Annotated in this window: 17 protein-coding genes; 6 read left to right on the forward strand and 11 right to left on the reverse strand. The window is 66.0% G+C overall.

Annotated elements, in window-relative coordinates; all coding sequences use genetic code 11:
- The 5 genes from MSZK_RS20795 to MSZK_RS20815 all read right to left on the reverse strand — a co-directional run.
- A partial coding sequence (locus MSZK_RS20795) for an MCE family protein (protein ID WP_047040661.1) occupies window positions 1–1189 on the reverse strand: 1189 nt, incomplete at its 3' end.
- Entirely contained in the window at window positions 1186–2214 is a 1029-nt protein-coding gene (locus tag MSZK_RS20800; RefSeq protein WP_047040659.1) for a virulence factor Mce family protein, read from the reverse strand. The genes MSZK_RS20795 and MSZK_RS20800, both read right to left, overlap by 4 nt.
- 33 nt (window positions 2215–2247) lie before the next feature.
- The gene (locus MSZK_RS20805) at window positions 2248–3645 is read right to left on the reverse strand and encodes an MCE family protein (protein WP_047040657.1); all 1398 of its coding nucleotides are present in this window, start codon (window positions 3643–3645) and stop codon (window positions 2248–2250) included.
- Window positions 3646–3651: 6 nt separating this feature from the next.
- Complete coding sequence (locus MSZK_RS20810) at window positions 3652–4506, reverse strand: ABC transporter permease (RefSeq protein ID WP_082131860.1); 855 nt, start codon at window positions 4504–4506, stop codon at window positions 3652–3654.
- A gap of 9 nt (window positions 4507–4515) precedes the next feature.
- Window positions 4516–5283, reverse strand: a complete 768-nt coding sequence (locus MSZK_RS20815) for an ABC transporter permease (protein ID WP_176470772.1) — start codon at window positions 5281–5283, stop codon at window positions 4516–4518.
- 808 nt (window positions 5284–6091) lie between these two features.
- Here MSZK_RS20815 and MSZK_RS20820 point away from each other — a divergent pair.
- A complete protein-coding gene (locus MSZK_RS20820) occupies window positions 6092–7279 on the forward strand; it encodes a lipid-transfer protein (RefSeq protein ID WP_047040653.1) in 1188 nt (395 codons plus the stop codon).
- Window positions 7280–7635: 356 nt separating this feature from the next.
- Here MSZK_RS20820 and MSZK_RS20825 read toward each other — a convergent pair whose 3' ends face one another.
- The 6 genes from MSZK_RS20825 to MSZK_RS20850 form a co-directional block, all read right to left on the reverse strand.
- Window positions 7636–8457, reverse strand: a complete 822-nt coding sequence (locus MSZK_RS20825; RefSeq protein WP_047040650.1) for an enoyl-CoA hydratase/isomerase family protein — start codon at window positions 8455–8457, stop codon at window positions 7636–7638.
- Window positions 8454–9467, reverse strand: a complete 1014-nt coding sequence (locus MSZK_RS20830; RefSeq protein WP_052773273.1) for a MaoC family dehydratase N-terminal domain-containing protein — start codon at window positions 9465–9467, stop codon at window positions 8454–8456. The genes MSZK_RS20825 and MSZK_RS20830 overlap by 4 nt, the downstream gene beginning before the upstream one ends.
- The gene (locus MSZK_RS20835) at window positions 9467–9871 is read right to left on the reverse strand and encodes a Zn-ribbon domain-containing OB-fold protein (RefSeq protein WP_047040647.1); all 405 of its coding nucleotides are present in this window, start codon (window positions 9869–9871) and stop codon (window positions 9467–9469) included. Before MSZK_RS20835 ends, MSZK_RS20830 begins: the two co-directional genes overlap by 1 nt.
- On the reverse strand, window positions 9868–11145 hold the full coding sequence (locus MSZK_RS20840; RefSeq protein WP_232530500.1) for a thiolase family protein: 1278 nt from the start codon (window positions 11143–11145) through the stop codon (window positions 9868–9870). The genes MSZK_RS20835 and MSZK_RS20840 overlap by 4 nt, the downstream gene beginning before the upstream one ends.
- A gap of 18 nt (window positions 11146–11163) precedes the next feature.
- Window positions 11164–12318, reverse strand: coding sequence for an acyl-CoA dehydrogenase family protein (locus MSZK_RS20845; protein ID WP_047040646.1), 1155 nt, complete (start codon window positions 12316–12318; stop codon window positions 11164–11166).
- Between the two features lie 257 nt (window positions 12319–12575).
- Window positions 12576–14174, reverse strand: coding sequence for a long-chain-fatty-acid--CoA ligase (locus MSZK_RS20850; protein WP_047040644.1), 1599 nt, complete (start codon window positions 14172–14174; stop codon window positions 12576–12578).
- Between the two features lie 236 nt (window positions 14175–14410).
- Here MSZK_RS20850 and MSZK_RS20855 point away from each other — a divergent pair, with 236 nt between their 5' ends.
- The 5 genes from MSZK_RS20855 (at window position 14411) to MSZK_RS20875 (ending at window position 20246) form a co-directional block, all read left to right on the forward strand.
- Window positions 14411–15292 carry an SDR family NAD(P)-dependent oxidoreductase gene (locus MSZK_RS20855; RefSeq protein WP_047040641.1) on the forward strand — a complete coding sequence of 294 codons (882 nt, stop codon included), beginning with the start codon at window positions 14411–14413 and terminating at the stop codon, window positions 15290–15292.
- Window positions 15293–15961: 669 nt separating this feature from the next.
- Entirely contained in the window at window positions 15962–17149 is a 1188-nt protein-coding gene (locus MSZK_RS20860; protein WP_047040638.1) for an acyl-CoA dehydrogenase family protein, read from the forward strand.
- Between the two features lie 3 nt (window positions 17150–17152).
- Window positions 17153–18298 (forward strand): acyl-CoA dehydrogenase family protein, encoded by a 1146-nt coding sequence (locus MSZK_RS20865; protein WP_052773272.1) that lies wholly within the window; start codon window positions 17153–17155, stop codon window positions 18296–18298.
- An 11-nt stretch (window positions 18299–18309) separates the two neighbouring features.
- Window positions 18310–19479 carry an acyl-CoA dehydrogenase family protein gene (locus MSZK_RS20870; protein ID WP_052773271.1) on the forward strand — a complete coding sequence of 390 codons (1170 nt, stop codon included), beginning with the start codon at window positions 18310–18312 and terminating at the stop codon, window positions 19477–19479.
- On the forward strand, window positions 19476–20246 hold the full coding sequence (locus tag MSZK_RS20875; protein WP_158230608.1) for an enoyl-CoA hydratase/isomerase family protein: 771 nt from the start codon (window positions 19476–19478) through the stop codon (window positions 20244–20246). Before MSZK_RS20870 ends, MSZK_RS20875 begins: the two co-directional genes overlap by 4 nt.
- The last annotated feature ends 78 nt before the right edge of the window (window positions 20247–20324 follow it).

Here is a 20324-nt window from a genome sequence, read left to right on the forward strand (position 1 = left end):
GTCCACCTGGCGGCGGGGCCGGCGGGGGCTCCCGGTACGGATAGCGCGGATCACCCGGCTTGCCCGTGATCGCGTCGGGCAGCGTCAATCTGGGTTCGCCGCCCTGCCCGGTCCGCGGGTAGGGCACCGGCAGCGCCGGGGTTGCGGGCTGGCCGGTGGGGGGGTCGATACGCTCGGAGGGCAGCACGGTGGCCGGGTCGAGCCCGAGATCGGAGAACGCAGCGTCGACGAAGGGCTGCACGAACTGGCCCGGGAGCAGGTTCGCCAGGTATGCCTTGAAGAACGGCCCCGATGAGACGGCTTCGCCCAGCGAAAGCGCGTAGGCGTTGAGCCGCTTGATCGCATCCTGGATGCGCTCTTTGCGGTTATCCACGATGGCCAGCACCCCGTTGAGCTTCTCCAGCGCCGGCCGCAGTTGCTGCCGGTTCTCGGCGATGAACCCCTTCAGTTGCTGGGCGACCGCCGAGATGTTGTTCCAGATCTGATCGATTGCGCTGCTTTGGGTTCGGAGCTCAACCAACAGGGCATTGGTGCTCTTGACCAGGGTGACGATCTGATCGGTGCGCTGGGCCAGTACCGTTGTGGCTTTTCTGGCGTTGGCGAGCAGGTTGCGCAGTTGCGCGTCGCGTTCGTTGAGTGTCTGGGAGAACCGGGCAACCCCTTGCACCGCGTTCCTCAGCTCTGGTGCGGTGCCGGAAAAAGTCTGCGCCAGGGTGGCCAGCGAGTCCGACAGCTGGTCGGTGTTCAGCCCGCTGATCGTGGTGGCCAGGTCGCCGAGGGCGTCGGGCAGCTGGTAGGGCGACACCGTCCGCTCGATCGGGATGGTGGTGGTGAGCTCGCCGTCCCCGCGGGATATGACGTCGAGCACCTTGCTGCCCAGCAGGCTCTTGGTCTTTATCGCCGCCTCGGTGCGATCGCCCAGAAAGATCTTCCTGTCGACGCTGAACGTGACGAGCACGCGTGCCCCGTCGAGTTCCATGCTGGACACTTTTCCCGCGGGAAAACCGGAGACATCGACCGAGGCACCGGTGTGCAGCCCGCCGGCGTCGGCGAAATAGGCCGAATACTCGTTGGCCTGGTTCAGGAAGGGGAGTTTCTGGAAGTTGAGCGCGGCAAGGACGATGGCCGCGACGGCTGCGACGCCGATGGCCCCGATCAGCGGGGTATTGCGTTCGGAGAAGGATTTCATTTCGGCGCACACCGCCCCGTGCTTTGTCCGGCCACCTTGACATACACCGGCTGCCCGCCCTTTCCGTTGAGCTTCAGGATCAAGTCGCACAGGTAGAAGCTGAAGAAGTCGCCGTAAATCCCTTGCCGCGCCAGCGCCTTGTACTTGTCTGGCAGCGTATTTAGGAGGTTGTCGAAGTAGTCGTGATCGGCGACCACGATCCCAGCGGCGCGGTCGGTCTCGTGCACAACTTTCTGGAACGGCTCCCTGACCTGCGTGAGCAGATCGGCCACCGAACCGGCGGCCGCGTTGGTGTGGGCCACTGCGTTAGCGATGTCCTTCTTGCGGCCGGCCAGCCCGTCGATCAGGCCCGACAGCGAGGTGACCGCCTTGTCGAGCTGGTCTGACTGGTCACCCAGTGACCCCAGCACCACGTTGAGGTTGGTGATGACCTGCCCGAACAGCTGATCGCGGTCCGCCAGTGTGTTGGTCAATACCGCGGCCTGGTTCAGAAATGATCCGATCGCGGAGCCTTCGCCCTGAAACGCTTGGATCAGCTGGCCGGTGAGGGCGTTGACCTGATCTGGGTCCAGCGCGCGAAACAGCGGCCGGAAGCCGCCGATCACCGCATCGAGGTCCAGCGCGGGTTCGGTGCGGGCCAGCGGAATCATGTCACCGGGCTGCAATGTCTTGACCCCCCCGGCGCCTTCCTCAAGTGCTAGGTAGCGGTCGCCGAACAGGTTGTCGTACCTGATCACCGCGCGGCTTCCCTCGGTCAGGACGACCGAGTTCTCGGCGGAGAATTCGACTCGTACGGTGGAGTCCCGGTTCACCGAGATGCTGCGCACCTTGCCGACCTCCACCCCGGCGATGCGGACGAGGCTGCCCTTTCTCATATTGGACACGTTGCTGAACTGGGCGAAGTAGGTCTTGCCCACGTCGAACCGGAATTCCGCGAAGACCGCCAGCAGGGCGAACGTGCCGAGGGCACAAACCGACAGGAAGACGGCCAGGCGCCAAATGGTGCCCTTCAGCTGTTTGCTCACACTCTCTCCTGTTCCCTGTCGTTCACGGTCGGGTCACCCGGGCGGCGGCACGGGAGCCGGTATGGCCGCGGTCGGGGCCGTGCCTGGTGTCGGTGGTGGCGGCGGCGGGGGTGGCACCCCGGGCCACAGGGGTGTTCCGCCCGGTCCGTACAGCGGCGCCCCGTAGGGCGGCGCCCCCGGGTAGGGAACCGGGCCGGGCGCCGGCCCGGGCAGGCAGGGCCGGATGCTCGGGGGTTCCGGGACGGCGCGGGTGACCGGGAAGAAGTCGACCCAGCAGGGGTGTCCGATGCCGGGGTTGGGCCGCCAGTCCAGGCCTGTCCCCCAGCCGACGTTGGTGATCAACTGTCGCACCGGCCAGTTCTTGGTCGGGTCGGGCATCGAGCCGCATCCCGGCTTTCCGCCGGGGCCGCCCTTGGCGGCGACGATGGGCAGATTGTCCGGATAGAGAAACGGGTCGTTACCGAACATGAGCGCCGCATCGAACTGGGCCGACCGCCCGTCGGCACCCGCCCACGCCGTGTAGCCGCCGTTGTTGAGGTACCACGTCGCGCCCTGCAGCGCACAGGCGTAACTGGGACTGTACTGCAGCAGCAGGTCCGTCGTCGGCTGGAGAACCTCCACCGACCGGACGAGATTGTCTTTGCTCGCACCGAGCAGGTTGATCCCGGCGGTGGACATGCCGGTGACGTTGAGCAGCAACGCGTCCAGCGCTTCTGCGTGATCCACGATGGTCGTGCTGGTGGTGCTGGCCGCATTCAGAACCGCCACGATGTCCTCTGCGGCACTGCTGTAGGTGTCGTTGAAGCTCTTGAACGAGCGCCAGTCTTGGCGGAGGGTGTCGCTGCGGGCGTTGAGCGCCAGCAACACCTGGTTGAGGTCGGTGGTGGCCTCACCGATGCGTTCGCCTTGTCCGCGCACGGCCTCTGCCACCGCGGTCAGCACGGCGTTCAACTTGGCCGGGTCGATAACCCCGATCAAATCGACGATGTTCTCGAACACGGTGTTGATCTCCGTGGCGACGTTGATCGAGCGCAGCACCGCGCCGGCGGCAAGCCGCTGGACACTCGGGTGCTCCGGCGGGATCAGCTCGACGAACTTGGCGCCGAACGCCGTGGTGGCGTTGATCTGCGCCTCGACGTTGGCGGGGATGTACCGGATTTGATCCGGCTCAATCTCCAACGTGAGGCTCACGGAGTTCTTGCCAGCGGTGATCTGGGCGACGCGGCCGACCTGAACACCGCGCATCTTCACTTTCGCGCCGGTCTCCATCACCACACCCGCGCGATCAGACGTCAGCGTCACCGGCACAAAGGACCTGAAGGTGCCGGCAAAGGTGCTCGAAGTCACGAAGACAAACGCGGCGATCGCCACAAACAGAATCAGCGTCCACCACGCGGAGTGGAACCGGTTCTCACCCGGCCTGGGATTCATCCCCGGTCACCCCGCCAGGTTGAAATTGCCGGACTGGCCGTAGATAGCCAGCGAGACGAATACGATTTCCACCGCCGCGACCACCATGGAGGTGCGCACCGCACGCCCCACGGCCTCCCCGACACCGGCGGGACCGCCGGTTGCGGTGTACCCGTAGTAGGTGTGCACCAGAAGGATCACCACCGTCATCGCGACCGCTTGAAAGAACGACCAGATCAGGTCGGTGGGATTGAGGAATGTGTTGAAGTAGTGGTCGTACACGCCCGAGCCCTGCCCATAAATCGCCGTGGTGCCGGTGCGCGCGGCGAGAAACGCCATCATCACCGCCACGCAGTACAGCGGAATCACCACGATGACACCGGCCAATACCCGGGTGGAGGCCAGATAGGCGACGGTGCGAACACCGAGCACCTCGAGCGCGTCGATCTCCTCGTTGATGCGCATCGCTCCGATCTGAGCGGTGGCGCCGGCGCCAATGGTGGCCGAAAGCGCCACCGCGGTGGTGCCCGGCACGATGAGCCGGACGTTGAAGAAGGCCGAGGCAAACCCCGTCAACGCCTCCACCCCGACGGACGCAAACTGGTTGTAGCCCTGCACCGCGACCAACGCGCCAGTGGTCATCGTCAAGAAGCCAACGATCGCGACCGTGCCCCCCACCACGGCCAATGCCCCAGAGCCCAAACCCATCTGGGCGATGAGCCGCAGCAGTTCGGTCCTGCAGTGGACAACGGCGTCCGGGATGGAACTCAGGGTCGTGACGTAGAACCGTGTCTGTGCGCCGATGCTGTTCCACCCGGCGATCAGCGACTCGAGGGCGCGCCGAAGCCCCGGGTGCAAACTCGAGACGACACTGCTGCTCATGGATCGCCCTTACTGCACCGTGAACTGGATGCCGACGGCAGTGACGATGACGTTGATGGCGAACAGCACCATAAAGGTGAACACCACGGTTTCGTTCACCGCATTGCCCACACCGGCCGGGCCGCCGCCCACCGAAATGCCCTTGTAGCACGCGATAAGCCCGGCCGCCAGCCCGAACAGCATCGCCTTGGTCAACGAGACGACAACATCGGCGGCGCCGGTGAGCACCGTTAGCCCCGCGACGAACGCACCCGGTGAGACGTGCTGGATGCTGACGACGAAGAAAAACGCCCCAGTCAGGCCCACCAAGATCACCGTGGAGGCCAGGGCCAACGACACCGTGGTGGCGGCGAGCACCCGAGGAACCACCAGCGCTTGGATCGGGTTGATGCCCATCACCCGCAGCGCGTCGACCTCCTCGCGAATCGTCCGCGCACCCAGATCCGCACACATCGCGGTGGCGCCCGCGCCGGACACCACCAGAACCGTCACGATCGGGCCGATCTGGTTCACTGTCCCGATCGCGGCGCCGGTGCCGGAGAAATCCGCCGCTCCGAACTCGGTCAGCAGAATGCTGAAGATGAACACCAACAGCACCGAGTACGGCAGCGTCAACATCAGTGCCGGCAGCATCGACACCCGCGCCACAAACCAGGTTTGACTCAGGTACTCACGCCACGCGAACGGCGGGCGGAACATCTGCACAAACGTGTCTAGCGACATCGCAAAGAAGTCGCCGACACCGCGCATCGGGGTCAATAGAACGCGCGACGCCATCACGACGGGTTCCCGCTGACCACGCCCTCCGACCGCCGCTGACGGCCGGCTGGGCCGCTGAGCGTTGCGTGAATGACCAGTAGCTCAGGTGTGCGCGTCACAGCCAGCACCGTCATCAGACCACCTCCGTTCTTTCGCACGTCCCCGGCACACCGATTTCTGGTAAGCATTGGCGATACTATAGAGGACGTTGTGATTGCCGTCACCCCCCTTTGCATCGTTGCCAGAGATTGCCCGCCCATGCTGTGTTGCATGAGATACCGCTGGCCAGCCTTTCGGCTTGCGCGCACCTGCCCGCCACCGGCGCCTTCCACCGGTTCGGTCCCGGCGAACTAGACCGGAGCCGAGTTGCGCAGCCCGCGCCAACCGGACTCAGGAGAAGCAACAGCGTGTCCGTGGTGCAGAGACGGATTAGGAGGAGGGCAGCACATACGACGTGACGACATCCGCAATTCCGCTCGGTGGGCGAGCCGAAAACCATGAAGCCGCCGATACCACTGCATCGCCTATGGGTCGCTTCTAGGTGGCGCGCCTGAGCGGCGAGCGCCGCGGTCTTCCCAGGAAACTGGCGGCCAGGGATCCTGTTGAGTTTGCTGCGAGTAAGCTGCGGGAGAATGGGGGCCGAGCTATACATATGGATCATCATGAGGATAGAATGGGGAGGGCGGCCTGGCTGCGATCCTGTCGCAACGCCACTTCCCGGTCCGTACGGTTGGTGTACGCGTGCGAGCCGGCGAGACCGGACAGTCGCCACCGGATAGTGAAAGGTTAGTAACATCATCGGGTCGATTTGCGACTGGAGGAGCGGATGACAGGGCGGAGCTTTGTGGTCGGGGTGGGAATGGTGCCGTTCGCCACCCCGAGCAACAGTGATCCCTACGACGTGATGGCAGAAGGCGCTGTCAAAGCCGCGCTGGCCGATGCCGGTGTGGATCTCGCCGACGTGCAGCAGGCCTATGCCGGTTATGTCTACGGCGATTCGACGTGTGGACAGAATGCGCTGTATCGAGTCGGGATGACGGGCGTGCCGGTGGTCAACGTGAACAACAACTGCGCCACGGGCTCCTCGGCGTTGTGGCTAGCTCGCCAGGCGGTGGCCGGTGGTGCTGCAGACTGCGTCCTCGCGTTCGGGTTCGAGCAGATGCAACGTGGCGCGCTGAAGTCGCACTGGGATGATCGGCCGACACCCTTCGCGCGGTTCGCCGAGGCCGCCAGCGGAGCGCAAGACTGCCCCGACGGGGTACCCATGCCGGCACTGTGGTTCGGCGGCGCGGGCGCCCAGTACGCCGACCGGTTCGGAATCCGTCCGGAGACCTTCGCCAAGATCGCGGTGAAGGCGCGCCGACACGCGGCCAATAACCCCTACGCGGTGTTCCGTGATCCCCTGACAGTGGAAGAGGTGCTGGCCTCCCCGCATATCTATGGCCCATTGACCCGGTTGCAGTGTTGCCCGCCCACCTGCGGAGCGGCGGCCGCGGTGCTGTGCAGCGAGGAGTTCGCCCGCCGCCGCGGCCTCGACACCACGGTCGCTATCGCCGCGCAGGCGTTGACCACCGACACCGACACCAGCTTCGCCGACGCCGACATGGCCAAGCTGGTGGGCTATGACATGGCGCAGTCGGCGGCACGGCAGGTCTACGAACAAGCCGGGGTCGACCCCATCGACATCCGGGTCGTCGAATTGCACGACTGCTTCACCACCAATGAACTGCTGACCTATGAGGCGCTCGGGCTCACCCCAGAGGGCACCGCGGAAAGATTCATCACCGACGACGACAACACCTACGGCGGCCAGGTCGTGACCAACCCCTCCGGCGGGCTGCTCTCCAAAGGGCATCCTCTGGGGGCAACGGGCCTCGCCCAGTGTGCCGAGCTGGTGTGGCAGCTCCGAGGCCAGGCCGCAGAGCGGCAGGTGGAGGACGTCAACCTCGCGCTGCAACACAACATCGGTCTCGGCGGGGCCGCGGTCGTCACGCTCTACGAGAAAACACGTTGACATGCCCCGGTAGTGAGGCGGTATTACGAAAGAAGCGTTGCCCGAGATGACCATGACGATCGACGCCGGCAGGCTCCGCTTTCTGCGCCAAAGTTACCGGACAGGCCGATCCCGTCTACTTCGACCACGGCGCCGCCCGCGCCCTCCGACTGAGGGTTCAGCCGCCTTTTCTGGTGGCAATCAATCTCGAACAGCCGGTTAGTGATCATCGCAGGCGACATGCCCCATATCAGCATGCGTTGACCTGGGACCGCATTGAAGTCACACATCGATTGCTGTTCGCGCACCGTTCAGGGACCGCAGTTCATGCCCGAGCGCAGCAGACATTTCGCTACCGTTTTTTTCAGCGCTCGGCCCTAGCCCTCGTCACGTTCGTGGTTAGCTGCGGAAGGAAACCGCGGAGGGCGGCGATCTTTGATGGCGGACGCGCCCTCAATCACATCTACGTCGAAGAAATTCAGCATCTCAAGCGCCAGTGAAGCCTCGAAAATCGGACCCGCGTTTCGCACCCAGTGGTTCAACGCCCGTTTGGTCCACCTAACGGCGTGCTGCGGGCCACCAGCCAGCTTTTGAGCCACTTCAAGGGCGGTGGGCAGGACTTCCTCGGGCGGACGGCACAGGCTGACCAAGCCGATTCGCTCGGCCTCTTTCCCGTCAATGAAATCTGCGGTCAGCAAATAATACTTGGCCTTGGCAAGGCCACACAGAATGGGCCAGACGATTGCGGCATGGTCGCCGGCGCCAACCCCGAGTCGTAGATGGCCGTCAGTCAGCTGCGCGTCCTCGGCTATCACCGAAACGTCAGCCATCAAAGCTACCGCCAGTCCCGCACCGACGGCCACCCCATTGATCGCCGAGATGATTGGTTTGTCGCAATTCGCGATGTTGTAGACGATGTCGCGTGCCTCGGCCATTGTCTCGACGATCTGCGAGAAGTCGTTTGCCTGATCGAGCACCATGTCGAGGTCACCCCCCGCGCAAAAAGCCTTGCCAGCGCCCGTGACAACGGCGACCCGAGTTTGCGAGTCAGTGCCGACGTCGAGCCACACCTTGCCCAACTCCCAGTGCAACCGCTTGTTGGCGGCATTGAGCCGGTCGGGCCGATTGATGGTGACTTGCAGAACGCCCTCGCTGGGGCGGTCGAACGTGAGGTGCTGGTACTGGTCATAGCTGCTCATCGAGTCTCTCCTTGATCAGACAGTAGGCGCCGCGCACGGAGACCGTCGAGGTTGAAAGTGAGTAGGGACCGCGCGGAAAGTCCGTGTTCGGTGTGACAGTCGACGGCGACGGTGGCTGTCCGCGCGGTGTCGCGTTGGTTCACTGCCAGCACCCGCCCGTCGGTCCGCAGCGTATCGCCAGCGCACACCGGGGCCATCATCTGCAACTGCCGACGAGCAAGCCATGCCTGCGGGCCGGCCCACGCCTTGCCGATCCGGTCCACCAACCCGTGGAAGAACATCGTGTTCAGGTAGACATCGCGGGCACCCTGCTCTTTGGCGTAGGCCTGGTCGTGGTGACCACGGAAGAAGTCGCGGGTGGCGGCCGCGTTTAGTACGCACCGCGTGACGGTGACCGGCATCGTCACCTCAGGCAACACCTCGACGGGCTCAGCGCGGGGTTGTTCGGCCGGGCCCGGTCGTCGTTGAGGGGTTCCGCCCGCCCCAACAACGTAGCGGAACAGCACGTTGTCGTTGGTCGCCACCAGGGTGCCATTCTGGTTGCGGCATTCACTGCGCGTGGTCACGAAGTGCCCGACACCCAGTGCGGTTCGTTTCTCTGCCGAGATCGATTCCACCCGCTCGGTGGAGATGAGCCGGTCCCCGACCCGCATCGGGGCGAAAAACCGGCTGTCTGTCGAGACGTTGATCAGCGTGGTACCCGGCAGCGGCACCTCCAGCGCGAGCACCGGCGCGTGTTCGGGCTTGCGCCGCGGGTTCCACGGCAGCGGGAACGCCCACACCATGAGCATGCCCGGCGGCGAGATCCGAGCCCCGTATCTCGTCGTCGCGGCCTCAGTATCCCAGTAATTCTCGTCAGCATCCTCTATCAGGGCACAGAAGTAGGCGATTTGGGCTTCGTTGACCGCGAACGGCGACCGACTGGTTACTTCGCGGCCCACCCAGACGGCCGCTTCTTCGGCCGGCCCGGTGACCACGTAGCTGAGCGCGTCGGCGTAATTAACGCCCATCAGCGTGCGGACCCGATCGGGCGGAACTGCGGAATCGCGAGTTCGCCCCGCGGTTCGAACGTGACCTCGACCGGTGTGCCGACCTCAACGTCCTCCGGCGAACAGTCGACCACGTTGGCCATCATTCGCGGGCCTTCCGACAATTCGATGACGGCCAGCACGTAGGGCACCGCGAAGGCCGGCGACGGGGGCTGGTAGACCACGGTGTAGGTGAGCACCGTCCCTCGCCCCGAGGGTTGTTCCCACGTCAGATCGGTTCCCCAGCAATACGGACACCATCGGCGAGGATGGTGGTGAAACCGGCCGCAGGCGCGGCATCGTGGCAGCACGAACCGGCCCGCGGCCGCTTCCTGCCAGTAGACCGCCGTGCTCGCGGTCAGCGCGGGAACCGGTGGGGTTGTCATGGTGTCCTTCCCAGCAGGACCGTCGAGTGGTCGGCCATCACGCCGCCGTAGGTGTGAACCAGCGCGATCTCGGCGTCCACTTGGCGGCCTTCGGCTTGGCCCATCACTTGACGTGCCCCCTCGACGAGCATCGACATGCCCGAAGCGTCGCCGGTGTGCCCGAACGACAGCAACCCACCGTAGGTGTTGATCGGCAGATCGCCGCCCGGGGCGCCGCGACCGTCCAGGAAGAAGTGGCCTCCTTTGCCCGGCTCGACCAGGCCGGTCTCCTCCACCAGCAAGATCGGGTTGATGGTGAACGCGTCGTAGAGTTCGGCGAGGTCCACATCGGACGGAGACACGCCCGCCATGTCGAATGCGGCGCGCGCCGAAACGCCGGCGCCCATCGTGGCGAAGTCGCTTGCGTGGCTGATGTTGCCGTGGTCGTGGAACTCCCCAAAGCCGAGCAGATATGCGGGCTGTTCGGTGAGTTCGCGAGCCCGCTCACCGCTCGTGACCAGGAACGCCGCGCCTCCCTCGCAGGGCACCGAGCAGTCCAGCAGGTTGAACGGCCACGCGATCGGGCGTGAATCCAGCACCATCTCGATGGTGAGCGGGCCGGCGTCACGCATCAGGGCGTCGGGGTGTCGCAGCGCCCAGTCGCGGCTGCAAACCGCAACCGCCGCCAGGGCGTCCCGCGATGTACCACGTTCGGCCATGTGCCGGGTGGCCGCCAGCGCGTAAAGCGCCGGAATGAAGCTGCCATAGGGATACTCGAAGTCGGGGTGGCTGATCATGCGTGCCATGGCGTCTGCGCCGCCCGCGCCCACCTTGGGAAACTTGCCCGCCCCGACGCACAGCACCGAGTCCGCAAGGCCCGCGCCGATCGCCAGCGCTGCACGCGAGAGCATGATCGTGTAGGTCGCGCCGCCCGCGTTGATCGTCTCGCAGAACCGTGGACGAATCCCCAGGGCGTCGTTGAGCCGCTCATGGACGAAGATATCAGCGCCATGCCCCGCGGCCATGCCCGCCGGGCACACCAGCAGACCATCGACGTCGTCGGGCCCAACCTGAGCGCCTTCCAAGAACCGGCGCAGCACCAATTCCGGCATGCCCGCCCCGTCCTCGTCGGGATATCGCCCTGGGCGCAGTTCCTCGACCGCCGCGATGGCGGGACGGCCGGCAAGGGCACGCGAACTCATGACAACCTCGCAATCGTTCAGATACCAATACGTCGCCAGCCCGTACAAGAACCCGTCGAACGTCATCAAAGCGGCCGTCGCCGATGCGCTCACCAGGAATCGCCCCCGACGTCAGTAGGACTTGGGTAGGCCCAGGCTGTGCTGGGCGACGAAATTGAGGATCATCTCCCGGCTGATCGGCGCGGTGCGCATCAGCCGCGCCGGCCCCCACAGCGTTGCCAACCCGTATTCGGTGGCCATCCCATTGCCCCCGTGTGTCTGGATCGCCTGATCCAACGCCAGGATCCCCGCCTCCGCCGCGGCGTACTTCGCCATGTTGGCGGCCTCTCCCGCACCAGAATTCCCGGCGTCATGCAACTCGGCCGCCCGCTGGGTCATCAGCCGCGCCAGTTCGACCTGAATCTTGGCATGCGCCAGCGGATGCGCCACGCCCTGATGCGCGCCGATCGGGGTATTCCAGACCTGGCGTTCCCTGGCGTAAGCGCACGCCTTGTCCAGCGCGTAGCGGCCGATCCCGGTGCTCAACGCCGCGCCCATGATCCGCTCCGGGTTCAGCCCCATAAACACCTGTCGCAGCCCCTCGTCCTGCTCCCCGACCAGGTTTTCGGCGGGCACCCGCACGTCGTCGAAAAACAGCGTGAATTGCTTCTCGGGGGTGACTGCCTGCACCGGGATGAGTGTCTTCTGGAGCCCGGCAGCGTCGGTGGGCACCACCACCAGCGACAGCTGCCCCCGACCCCGCTCGTCGGTGCCGGTCCGGGTCACCACCAGGACCGCCTGGGCCTCATCGACCCCGGAAATGTAGTACTTGGTGCCGCGCAGCACCCACTCGTCGCCGTCACGCGTCGCGGTCGTGGCGATGTTGTGCGAATTAGAACCCGCATCCGGTTCGGTGATCGCAAACGCCATGATCATGTCACCACTGGCGATCCCGGGCAGCCACCGCTGCTTTTGTTCCTCGCTGCCAAACGCCTGAATTATCGTGCCGCAGATCGCCGGTGATACCACCGTCATCAACAGCGGACAACCCGCCGCGGCCAACTCCTCACCCACCGCGTGCAGCTCGTAGATACCCCCACCCCCACCGCCGTACTCCTCGGCAATGTTCACTCCCAAAAACCCCTGCTTGCCGATCTCCCGCCACAGCTCTGTGGACTTCTCCCCCGCCAACGACTTGCTCAGGTAGTACTCATGGCCATACGAACGCGCAATCGCCGCCACCGCCGCCCGCAAATCCCGTCGCTCGTCACTTTCGCAAAGCTCCATCCCAACACACCTTTCCTGTCAACTGAGCATTACCGGCGGTCCAACGACCCGGTGAACGACGTTGCAGCCGCAACCCGTCGGCGTCGACTGCACAGTCTGCCGACCGACCGACCGACCGATCGGCCCGGCGATGCGGCGCGGAGCATTCAGCCCACGATCACACGTTATCGGCCATTAACATCCGGGCGCAAGCCACCATATGGGAGCGTCCGCCGCCAGCGTTGTCTCCGACGCGTCCCAAGGCAAGCGATTGACGGTTAGGTCTGGAAATATCCTTGGTGCTGGTCGCGTAGCACATTCTTTTGCACTTTGCCCGTCGCGGTGCGGGGCATCTTGTCGGTGAAGATCACCGCCTTCGGGACCTTGAACCCCGACAACCGGCGGCGCGCCGCAGCCAGCACGTCATCCTCGGTGAGCTCGGCACCCGGTTTGGGGGTGACGATCGCCACGATCGCCTCGGTCCATCGCTGGTGCGGCAATCCGACCACGACCACCTCCTGGATTCGGGGCTCCCCGTCGTAGAGCGCCTTTTCGACCTCGATGGAGGCCACGTTCTCACCGCCGGTCTTGATCACGTCCTTCTTGCGGTCGGCGAACCACAGCAGTCCGTCGGCATCGAAGCGTCCGATGTCGCCGGAATGAAACCAACCGTGCGCGAACGCCTCGGCGGTGGCCTCTGGGTTGCGCAGGTAACCCTCCATTGCGTGCGGGCCGCGATAGACGATCTCGCCAGCCTCACCAGGAGGGAGCAGATTGCCGGCGTCGTCCATGATCCCCACCTGAACATTGGGAACCGGCAGGCCGACGGAGCCCGCATGCGAGAGCTGATACTCAGGCGGAAAGACGGTCGTCAGCGGGTTCATCTCGGTCTGGCCAAAACCGAGCGCGAACTGACAGCCGAATACCTCCATGGCGATGCGTAGGTCGGTGTCGGGCATCGGCGCCATCGCATACAACGCCAGACGCAGGCTCGACAAGTCACGCTTGGCGATGTCGGGGTGGTCCATCATCGCCCGGTACATCATCGGCAGCCCGAAGATCTGGGTAACCCGTTCCGCCTCGATGGTCGCCATCAGCGCGCCAGGGTCGAACGCACGCATCAACACCGCGGTGCCGCCGACGTACATCAGCCCCGTGGTGAACCCGTTGAGCTGGGCGGTATGAAACAGCGGCATCATCACCGCTGACCGGTCCTGCTCGCTGAACCGCAACACCAGGGGGGCCGTGAGTGACTCGATGTAGACCGCGAGATGACTGCTCACCACCCCCTTTGGCGCCGACGTCGTTCCGCTGGTGTAGAGGTAGCTGATCGCGTCGCGGTCATCGACGAAGCATTCCGGTTCGGCGTCGGAGGCGTCGCCGACGAACTCGCTCATCGCCCGCCACCAATGCGAACCGGCGGATTCCCATTGTGTGCCGGTGCCAGGTGCGACGATCACATCGGTCACCTTGCGTTGTTCGAGGCGGTCTAACGCCGCCCCGACGAGTTCGGCCAGTTGGCTCTCCACAACCACCCCTTTGGTGTGGGAATGCTCAAGCACGTAGGCCGTCTCAGACGCGCCCCAAGCGAGGTTGATCGGGACACACACCACTCCGGTCTTGGCGCACGCGTAATAGGTGAGAAGGAACTCGATGCTGTTGCCGCAGGCCAGAGCGAGCGCGTCACCCCGCTGGTAGCCCGCGGTCGCCAGCGCGTTGGCCAGCCGATTCACCGCGGCGTTCAACGCACGATAGGTGAGCCGGCGCTCGCCGTCGACCACGGCTTCGTGCTCGGGGCGCCGCCACGCGGTGCGGGTGAGCATGTCCCCGACGTTGACGCGTGTCACAAGATTCTTCTGCAGATCCACCGCGGTCATCGGCGCTCTCCTTCCGCCATGGAAAGCAGCTAACGGGCGGTGCAGTCCCGATGAACTGGCGTCCGGCAGCTTGCGTGCAATCCGTGTACATAGTGTAATGATTATCCATAGTTATTTCGTTGAGTCTTGCGAATCCGGCCCGCGACGTAGCAATCGCTGGGTAGTGGCTGGGGGTCGAGTGGGCCGCGAAGCGGAACGCACCTCAAGACACGGATCAAGGGCGAAGGGCGGGGCTCATGCCAGGAGTAGACGGACGGGTGGCGATCGTCACTGGGGCGGGCCGCGGCCTCGGTCGCAGCCATGCTCTACGCCTGGCGGCGGGGGGCGCGCTGGTCGTCGCGAATGACCTTGGGGTGAGAAAAGAGGGGGGTGGCGCGAACGCTGCGGCGGCGCAGGACGTCGTGGCGGAGATCCGGGCCGCCGGCGGTGTCGCCGTGCCCGATGACCACGACATCGCTTCCGAGACCGGCGCGAAGGAGGCGGTCAAATCCGCGCTCGAGGCCTTCGGCCGGCTAGACATCGTAGTCAACAACGCGGGCATCCTGCGAGACGCGACGTTTCACAAGATGACTGTGCAGCAGTGGGAGGCCGTCCGCCAGGTGCACCTGGATGGAACCGCGTTTGTGACCCGCGCGGCTTGGCCCCATTTGCGCGAGCAACGCTACGGCAGGGTCGTCGTAACCTCTTCCGGCGCCGGCCTGTTCGGCAACTTCGGACAAGCCAACTACGCGGCCGCAAAGCTTGGTGTGGTCGGACTGATGCATACACTCGCACTGGAGGGTGCCCGCCATGGCATTCGGGTCAATGCCGTCGCCCCGGTCGCGCTGACCCGGATGACCGTCGGCCTGCTCGACGATGCCAGCGACCTCGACCCAGCCTGGGTATCGGCCGCCGTCGGTTGGTTATGCGCCGAGGAATGCGATCTGACGGCCGAGATCGTGCGGGTTCACGGTCGCCATTTCAGCCGCGTACGGATCGTCGAATCGCGCGGCGTGGACTTCCCGTCCCCACCGTCCGATGATCACCTCGCAGCCAGATGGGCGGAGATCGCCGACCTGTCTGGCGCACAGGAGGGTCAGGCGGCGGTCGCCACCGCACGCCATGCGGGCTCGGGATGAGTCGGCCAACGGCAATTGATACGCCGACACCGATTGTCAGCTGACAGGTTGTCAGCTGGCAGGTGAAACCCTGCGCGGCTGTCGCTTGATCGGCCTCGCCGTGTGAGGCAGTCGCTGCCCGGACGACGGTGACGGAGTTATCGCCGCAGCGCAAGGATTTCGGCGCGAACGATGCTTGTTCCAGGGCGAACAGACACCGGCATCGCCGAATCCGGTGCGGTTCACAGCCCTACTGCAGATCCGGTTCGACTGTCTTGCCGCCGACCGGGCTGGATGCCATTCGGCGATCGTGTCGTAGTCAGTTCACGACAGCAACTGACCCGGGACCAGCGGCCAGCTCGCGGGCGATGGCAACACCAGCAGTCAACAGGTGCTGCTTATGGCCGAAACCTTGGCACCGCCCGATCTCGCCCCTCAGCGCCGGCTGGGTCAACGCGGTCACGCAGACAGCTCGGTCGACCGCGTCGGCGACTCCGCGTCACGTTGGGTAGAGCCGCGCCAGCCGTAGCGTTCGCGGGCTCCGCGGCACGGGCGCTACTTCAAAATGTTGTGTTTATCTGATAATAGTTATACTTTATGATGGTCGATGGCGGTTCGTAGCTGGGAAATCGCGCTCATCTGGCGCCCCAACGCTGACGCCGCGGCTCCCGCGAACGAAAGGACGTGCCAATGACCACCCCGGCGCTCGACCAGCTCACCGACGCGCAACAGGAACTCGTCGAACGCGCCCACCTCATCGCCGGCACTGAGCTTCGCCCGCACGCCGCTGAGTGGGACCGCCGCCAGGAATTCCCGGAGCGCTCCTACCAGATCCTGCGCGAGAACGGCTTCACCGGGCTCACCGTGCCGACCGAGTACGGCGGTCGCGGCCTCGGGGTGTTCGAGGCCTGTCTAGTCCTCGAGGAGCTGGCGGTGGGCTGCATGGCCAGCGCGCTGACCATCCAGATGCAGCTCAACGGACCCCCGCGGGTGATCGCCCGGATGGGTAGCGAACAGCAGCGCCAGCAGTACCTGCCCGAGGTGGTCGACGGCACTCGGCGGTTCGCCGTCGCGATGACCGAGCCGCAGGCCGGATCGGACGGCACCGCGCTGGCCACGACACTAGCCCCCGATGGCGACGACTTTCGGCTCACCGGCGCCAAGTGCCACATCACCGGCGCGCTGCAGGCGCACACCTTTCTGGTGTTCTGTCGCGCGCCCGAGACCAACGGTCCCGACGGGATAGGCGCGGTGCTGGTGGACGCCGACGTCGAAGGCCTGGCGCCGATCGAAACCGAGGAGAAGATGGGCGGTCGCGGCGTGGCCGAGGGGGTGCTGCGGTTCACCGACGCCCCCGTGCGCCGCGATCAGGTGATCCTCGAACCGCGTCCCGGTTCCAAAGAGGGCGCCTCGTTTTTGATTCGCCAGTTCAATCCCGAGCGGTGCGGCAACGCCGCGATGTCGATCGGGGTCGCGCGCGCCGCCCTGGAGGACGCCGTCGAATACGCCAAGGAGCGTGAGCAGTTCGGCCGCCCGATCCTGGAGTTCCAGGGCATCCAGTGGAAGATCGCCGACATGGCAACCGAGCTGGATGCCGCGCGGTTGCTGCTATGGCGCGCCGCGCGCACCGATGTCGCCGGTTTCCCGGGTATCCGCGAGACCGCGATGGCCAAGCTGTACGCCAACGAGGCCGCGGTGCGGGTGTGCAACGAGGCGATCCAGCTGCTGGGGCACAAGGGATATCTCACCCGCTACCCGATGGAACGGTACTTCCGCGACGTGCGCGGAATGGGCATCGGCGGGGGCACCACCGAGATCCTGCGCAACATGATCGCCGCAGAGGTCACCGGCGTGCGCACCAGCCAGCGGCGGTGCTGAGTCGTGAATTTGGGGCTGAGCGCAAGCGCCGAGCACTACCGAGCCGGGCTCAAAGACTGGGTTGAAGCGAACCTGCCGCCACGGTGGCGTGACATCCCGGTCGGAACGGGCGACGACGAGTCCTACGTCGCGATGCGCCGGGAGTGGGGCCGGCGCCTGTTCGAGGCGGGATGGCTTGCCCCACATTGGCCCACGGAGTACGGCGGCCAAGGACTAGGGGTAGACGCACAGCTCGCGTTCGTCGAAACGCTGGTCGAAACCGGCGCGCCGGAGCCGATGAACACCAACGGCATGGGCATCTTCGCCCCCGCGCTGATGCGATTCGGCACCGACGAGCAGCGAAGACGGTATCTGCGCCCGATGCTGTGCCACGACGACATCTGGTGTCAGGGGTTCTCCGAACCCCAGGCCGGCAGCGACCTGGCGGCGGTGTCCACCCGGGCGGTTGCCAAGGCAGACCACTTGCTCGTATCAGGCCAGAAGGTGTGGACATCCTACGCACTGTTCGCGCAGCGGTGCTACCTACTGGTCAAGGTTGCCGACTCGCCCGGCCCGACGTTGGTCGTGGTGCACATGGACCGCCCCGGCATCACCGTCAGGCCGCTGCGCAATCTAACGGGCACCAGCGAGTTCTGCGAGGTGTTCTTCGATGACGTGGTCGTCGATGCGGCCGACGTGGTCGGCGGGATCGGCGACGGGTGGCCGGTCGCCACCTACGCCTTGGCTCGGGAACGCTCCAGCGCCTTGGCCCAGCGGTCACTGCAACTGTCGCGTGAACTGACGCGGATGCTGAGCGCGCTGGACGATGTCCATCGCGACGCGTGCGCCGAGAACGCCCTGGTCGACGCGTTCGTGCGCACCCGCGTGGTGGACAGCACAGTACGCCGGGTATTCGCGCTCGATGCTGATGCAGCCGAGCCAGGGATGCTCGCACCGATCGCGAAGGTTCTGTGGAGCGAAAGCCACCAGAAGCAACTGGCCACCCTGCTGGAGGCGGCCGGACCAGAAGTGGCTGCGGCCGGTGCCGGGTGGTCGGAATGGACCCGCTCGTTGTTGTTTGCCCGCGCCGAAACGATCTATGGCGGCACAAGCGAGATCCAGCGCAACCTGATCGCGAAGGCGCTCGGCCTGCCGAGCGACCGCCGGTGAAAGAGGGTGGAATGGACTACCGGATCGATGACGAACTGGCAATGCTGCGGGCCGCGCTGCGGGAGTTTCTCGAGGCGCGGATGCCCGACTTGATCCGGGAGCCCGCCCGGGACAACCGGGCAACGGCGTGGCGGGAGCTGGTGTCGGCCGGATGGTTGGAGCACTTCGGCGCGGCAACCGGAGAAACCGGGGCGCCGGCGGACTGGGTCGGCGGCGTGCACGTGGCCGAAGCGTTCGGCGCGGTCCCCGTGCCCGGACCGGTGGACGTGGTTGCCGGCTACCTGATGCCGCTGGCGAAGGCCGCCGGCATGAGCGGGCTGCTCGAACGACTGCACACCGGCAGCGTCATCACCGCGGCGCCCCCGGTTCCGGACATATCCGGGCGCGACGGGGTGCCGCAGTGGCGGCACCGGCGTCTGTGCGCCGTGCGTGAAGCGAACCGGATTCGGGTCAGCGGAGTGCTGGCGCGGGTTCCCGCCGCCGGCGACGCTCAGGCGGTGGTGGTGCCGGTCGACCTGGACGGCGTACCAGGGCTCGCGCTCGTGGGCTGTGACCAGGCGGGAGTCGAAGTCGGCGTGTCAGCCGGCGTGGACTTGCGTCGGCCCGTCGCAGATGTCCGCCTGCGCCGGACCCGCCTGGAGGCCGAAGCGCTGTACACCGACCCTGGCCTGTCGGCGCTTGAGGAGCGCTGCGCGACGCTGTACAGCCTGTTTCTCGATGCGGAGGCGGTCGGTGGCGGCGCCGAGGTGATCGCGCGCAGTGTGGACTACTGCACTACGAGAACGCAGTTCGGGCGGCCGATCGGGGCGTTCCAGGCGATCCGGCATCGGCTCGCCGACGCCGCCAGCGGCGTGGAGGGAGCCCGTTCACTCGTCTACCAGGCGGCCTGGAACGTCGCCGCGGGCGCGCCCGGCGCGATGTGCGACGTTCGGGCCAGCCGCCTGTGGGCCTCGGCGGCCTACCTCGCGGCCGCCGAGGCCGCCATCCAGTGTCATGGGGGTATGGGGTTCACCTGGGATCAGCGGCTGCACCTCTGGTATCGCGCCGCGGTTGCCGGTCGGGGCGCCGATACTGTGGTCGGGGCACGTTCAGCGCTCGCCGCACTGCTACGCGGCGACGAACGTCTTGTGCCATCCGCACCACACGGCAGGCTGGCCGCGGCGGGGAGGACGAGCAAGTGAGTGAACCCGAGGTGCTGTTCGACCGGCCGCGACCCGGTGTCGCGGTTCTCACCCTCAACCGGCCGGGTGCGCGCAACTCCCTCGGTTGGCAAACCTGGCACCAGCTGGGTGAGGCAATCGATGAGGTGGCCGCCGACGACAACTGTCGCGCGGTGGTACTCACCGGCGCCGGCGGGACATTCTCCGCCGGCGGCGACGTCAAGACCTCCCCGGCCCGCGGAGCGGGGCTCGGCGCGCCCGCGGCGCGGTTGCTGGTCGGACAGCGCGTGCTCGACACGCTGCTCAAGTTGCCCAAACCAGTGCTTGCCGCTGTCGAGGGGCCCGCGGTGGGTGCTGGCTGGAGCCTCGCATTAGCCTGCGACCTGGTTGTAGCGGCCCGCGACGCCGTGTTCGCGGCCCCGTTCGTGGCGCGCGGCCTAGTGCCCGACTGCGGAGCCGCCTGGTTCTTAACCCGTGCGCTGGGCCGGCACCGGGCCGCGGCGCTGCTGTTGAGCGGCGAACGGCTCACCGCGCCGCAGGCCGCGGGCGCGGGTCTGGTCAGTCAACTCGCCGAGCCTGGCGCAGCGCTGACCGTCGCCACCGACCTCGCCGCAACCCTCGCCCGCGGCCCTGCAGAGGCACTGCGCTTGACCAAAGGCATGATCCGCGGCGCGCTCGATGTACCGCTGGAAAGATTCCTCGAACTCGAATGGCTGTCGGCCACCCTCGATCTGACCGGGCCCGACGCTGCCGAAGGCCGCGCAGCCTTTGTCGAGAAGGAGCAATGATCAGAACCTGTGGATGAGCCTCGGCGAGGCGGCGTAGGAAAGGGCGCACCTTCCCGAGGATGATCTGAATGTCGAAGG

This window comes from Mycobacterium sp. shizuoka-1, assembly GCF_002723835.1.
Lineage (GTDB): Bacteria > Actinomycetota > Actinomycetes > Mycobacteriales > Mycobacteriaceae > Mycobacterium.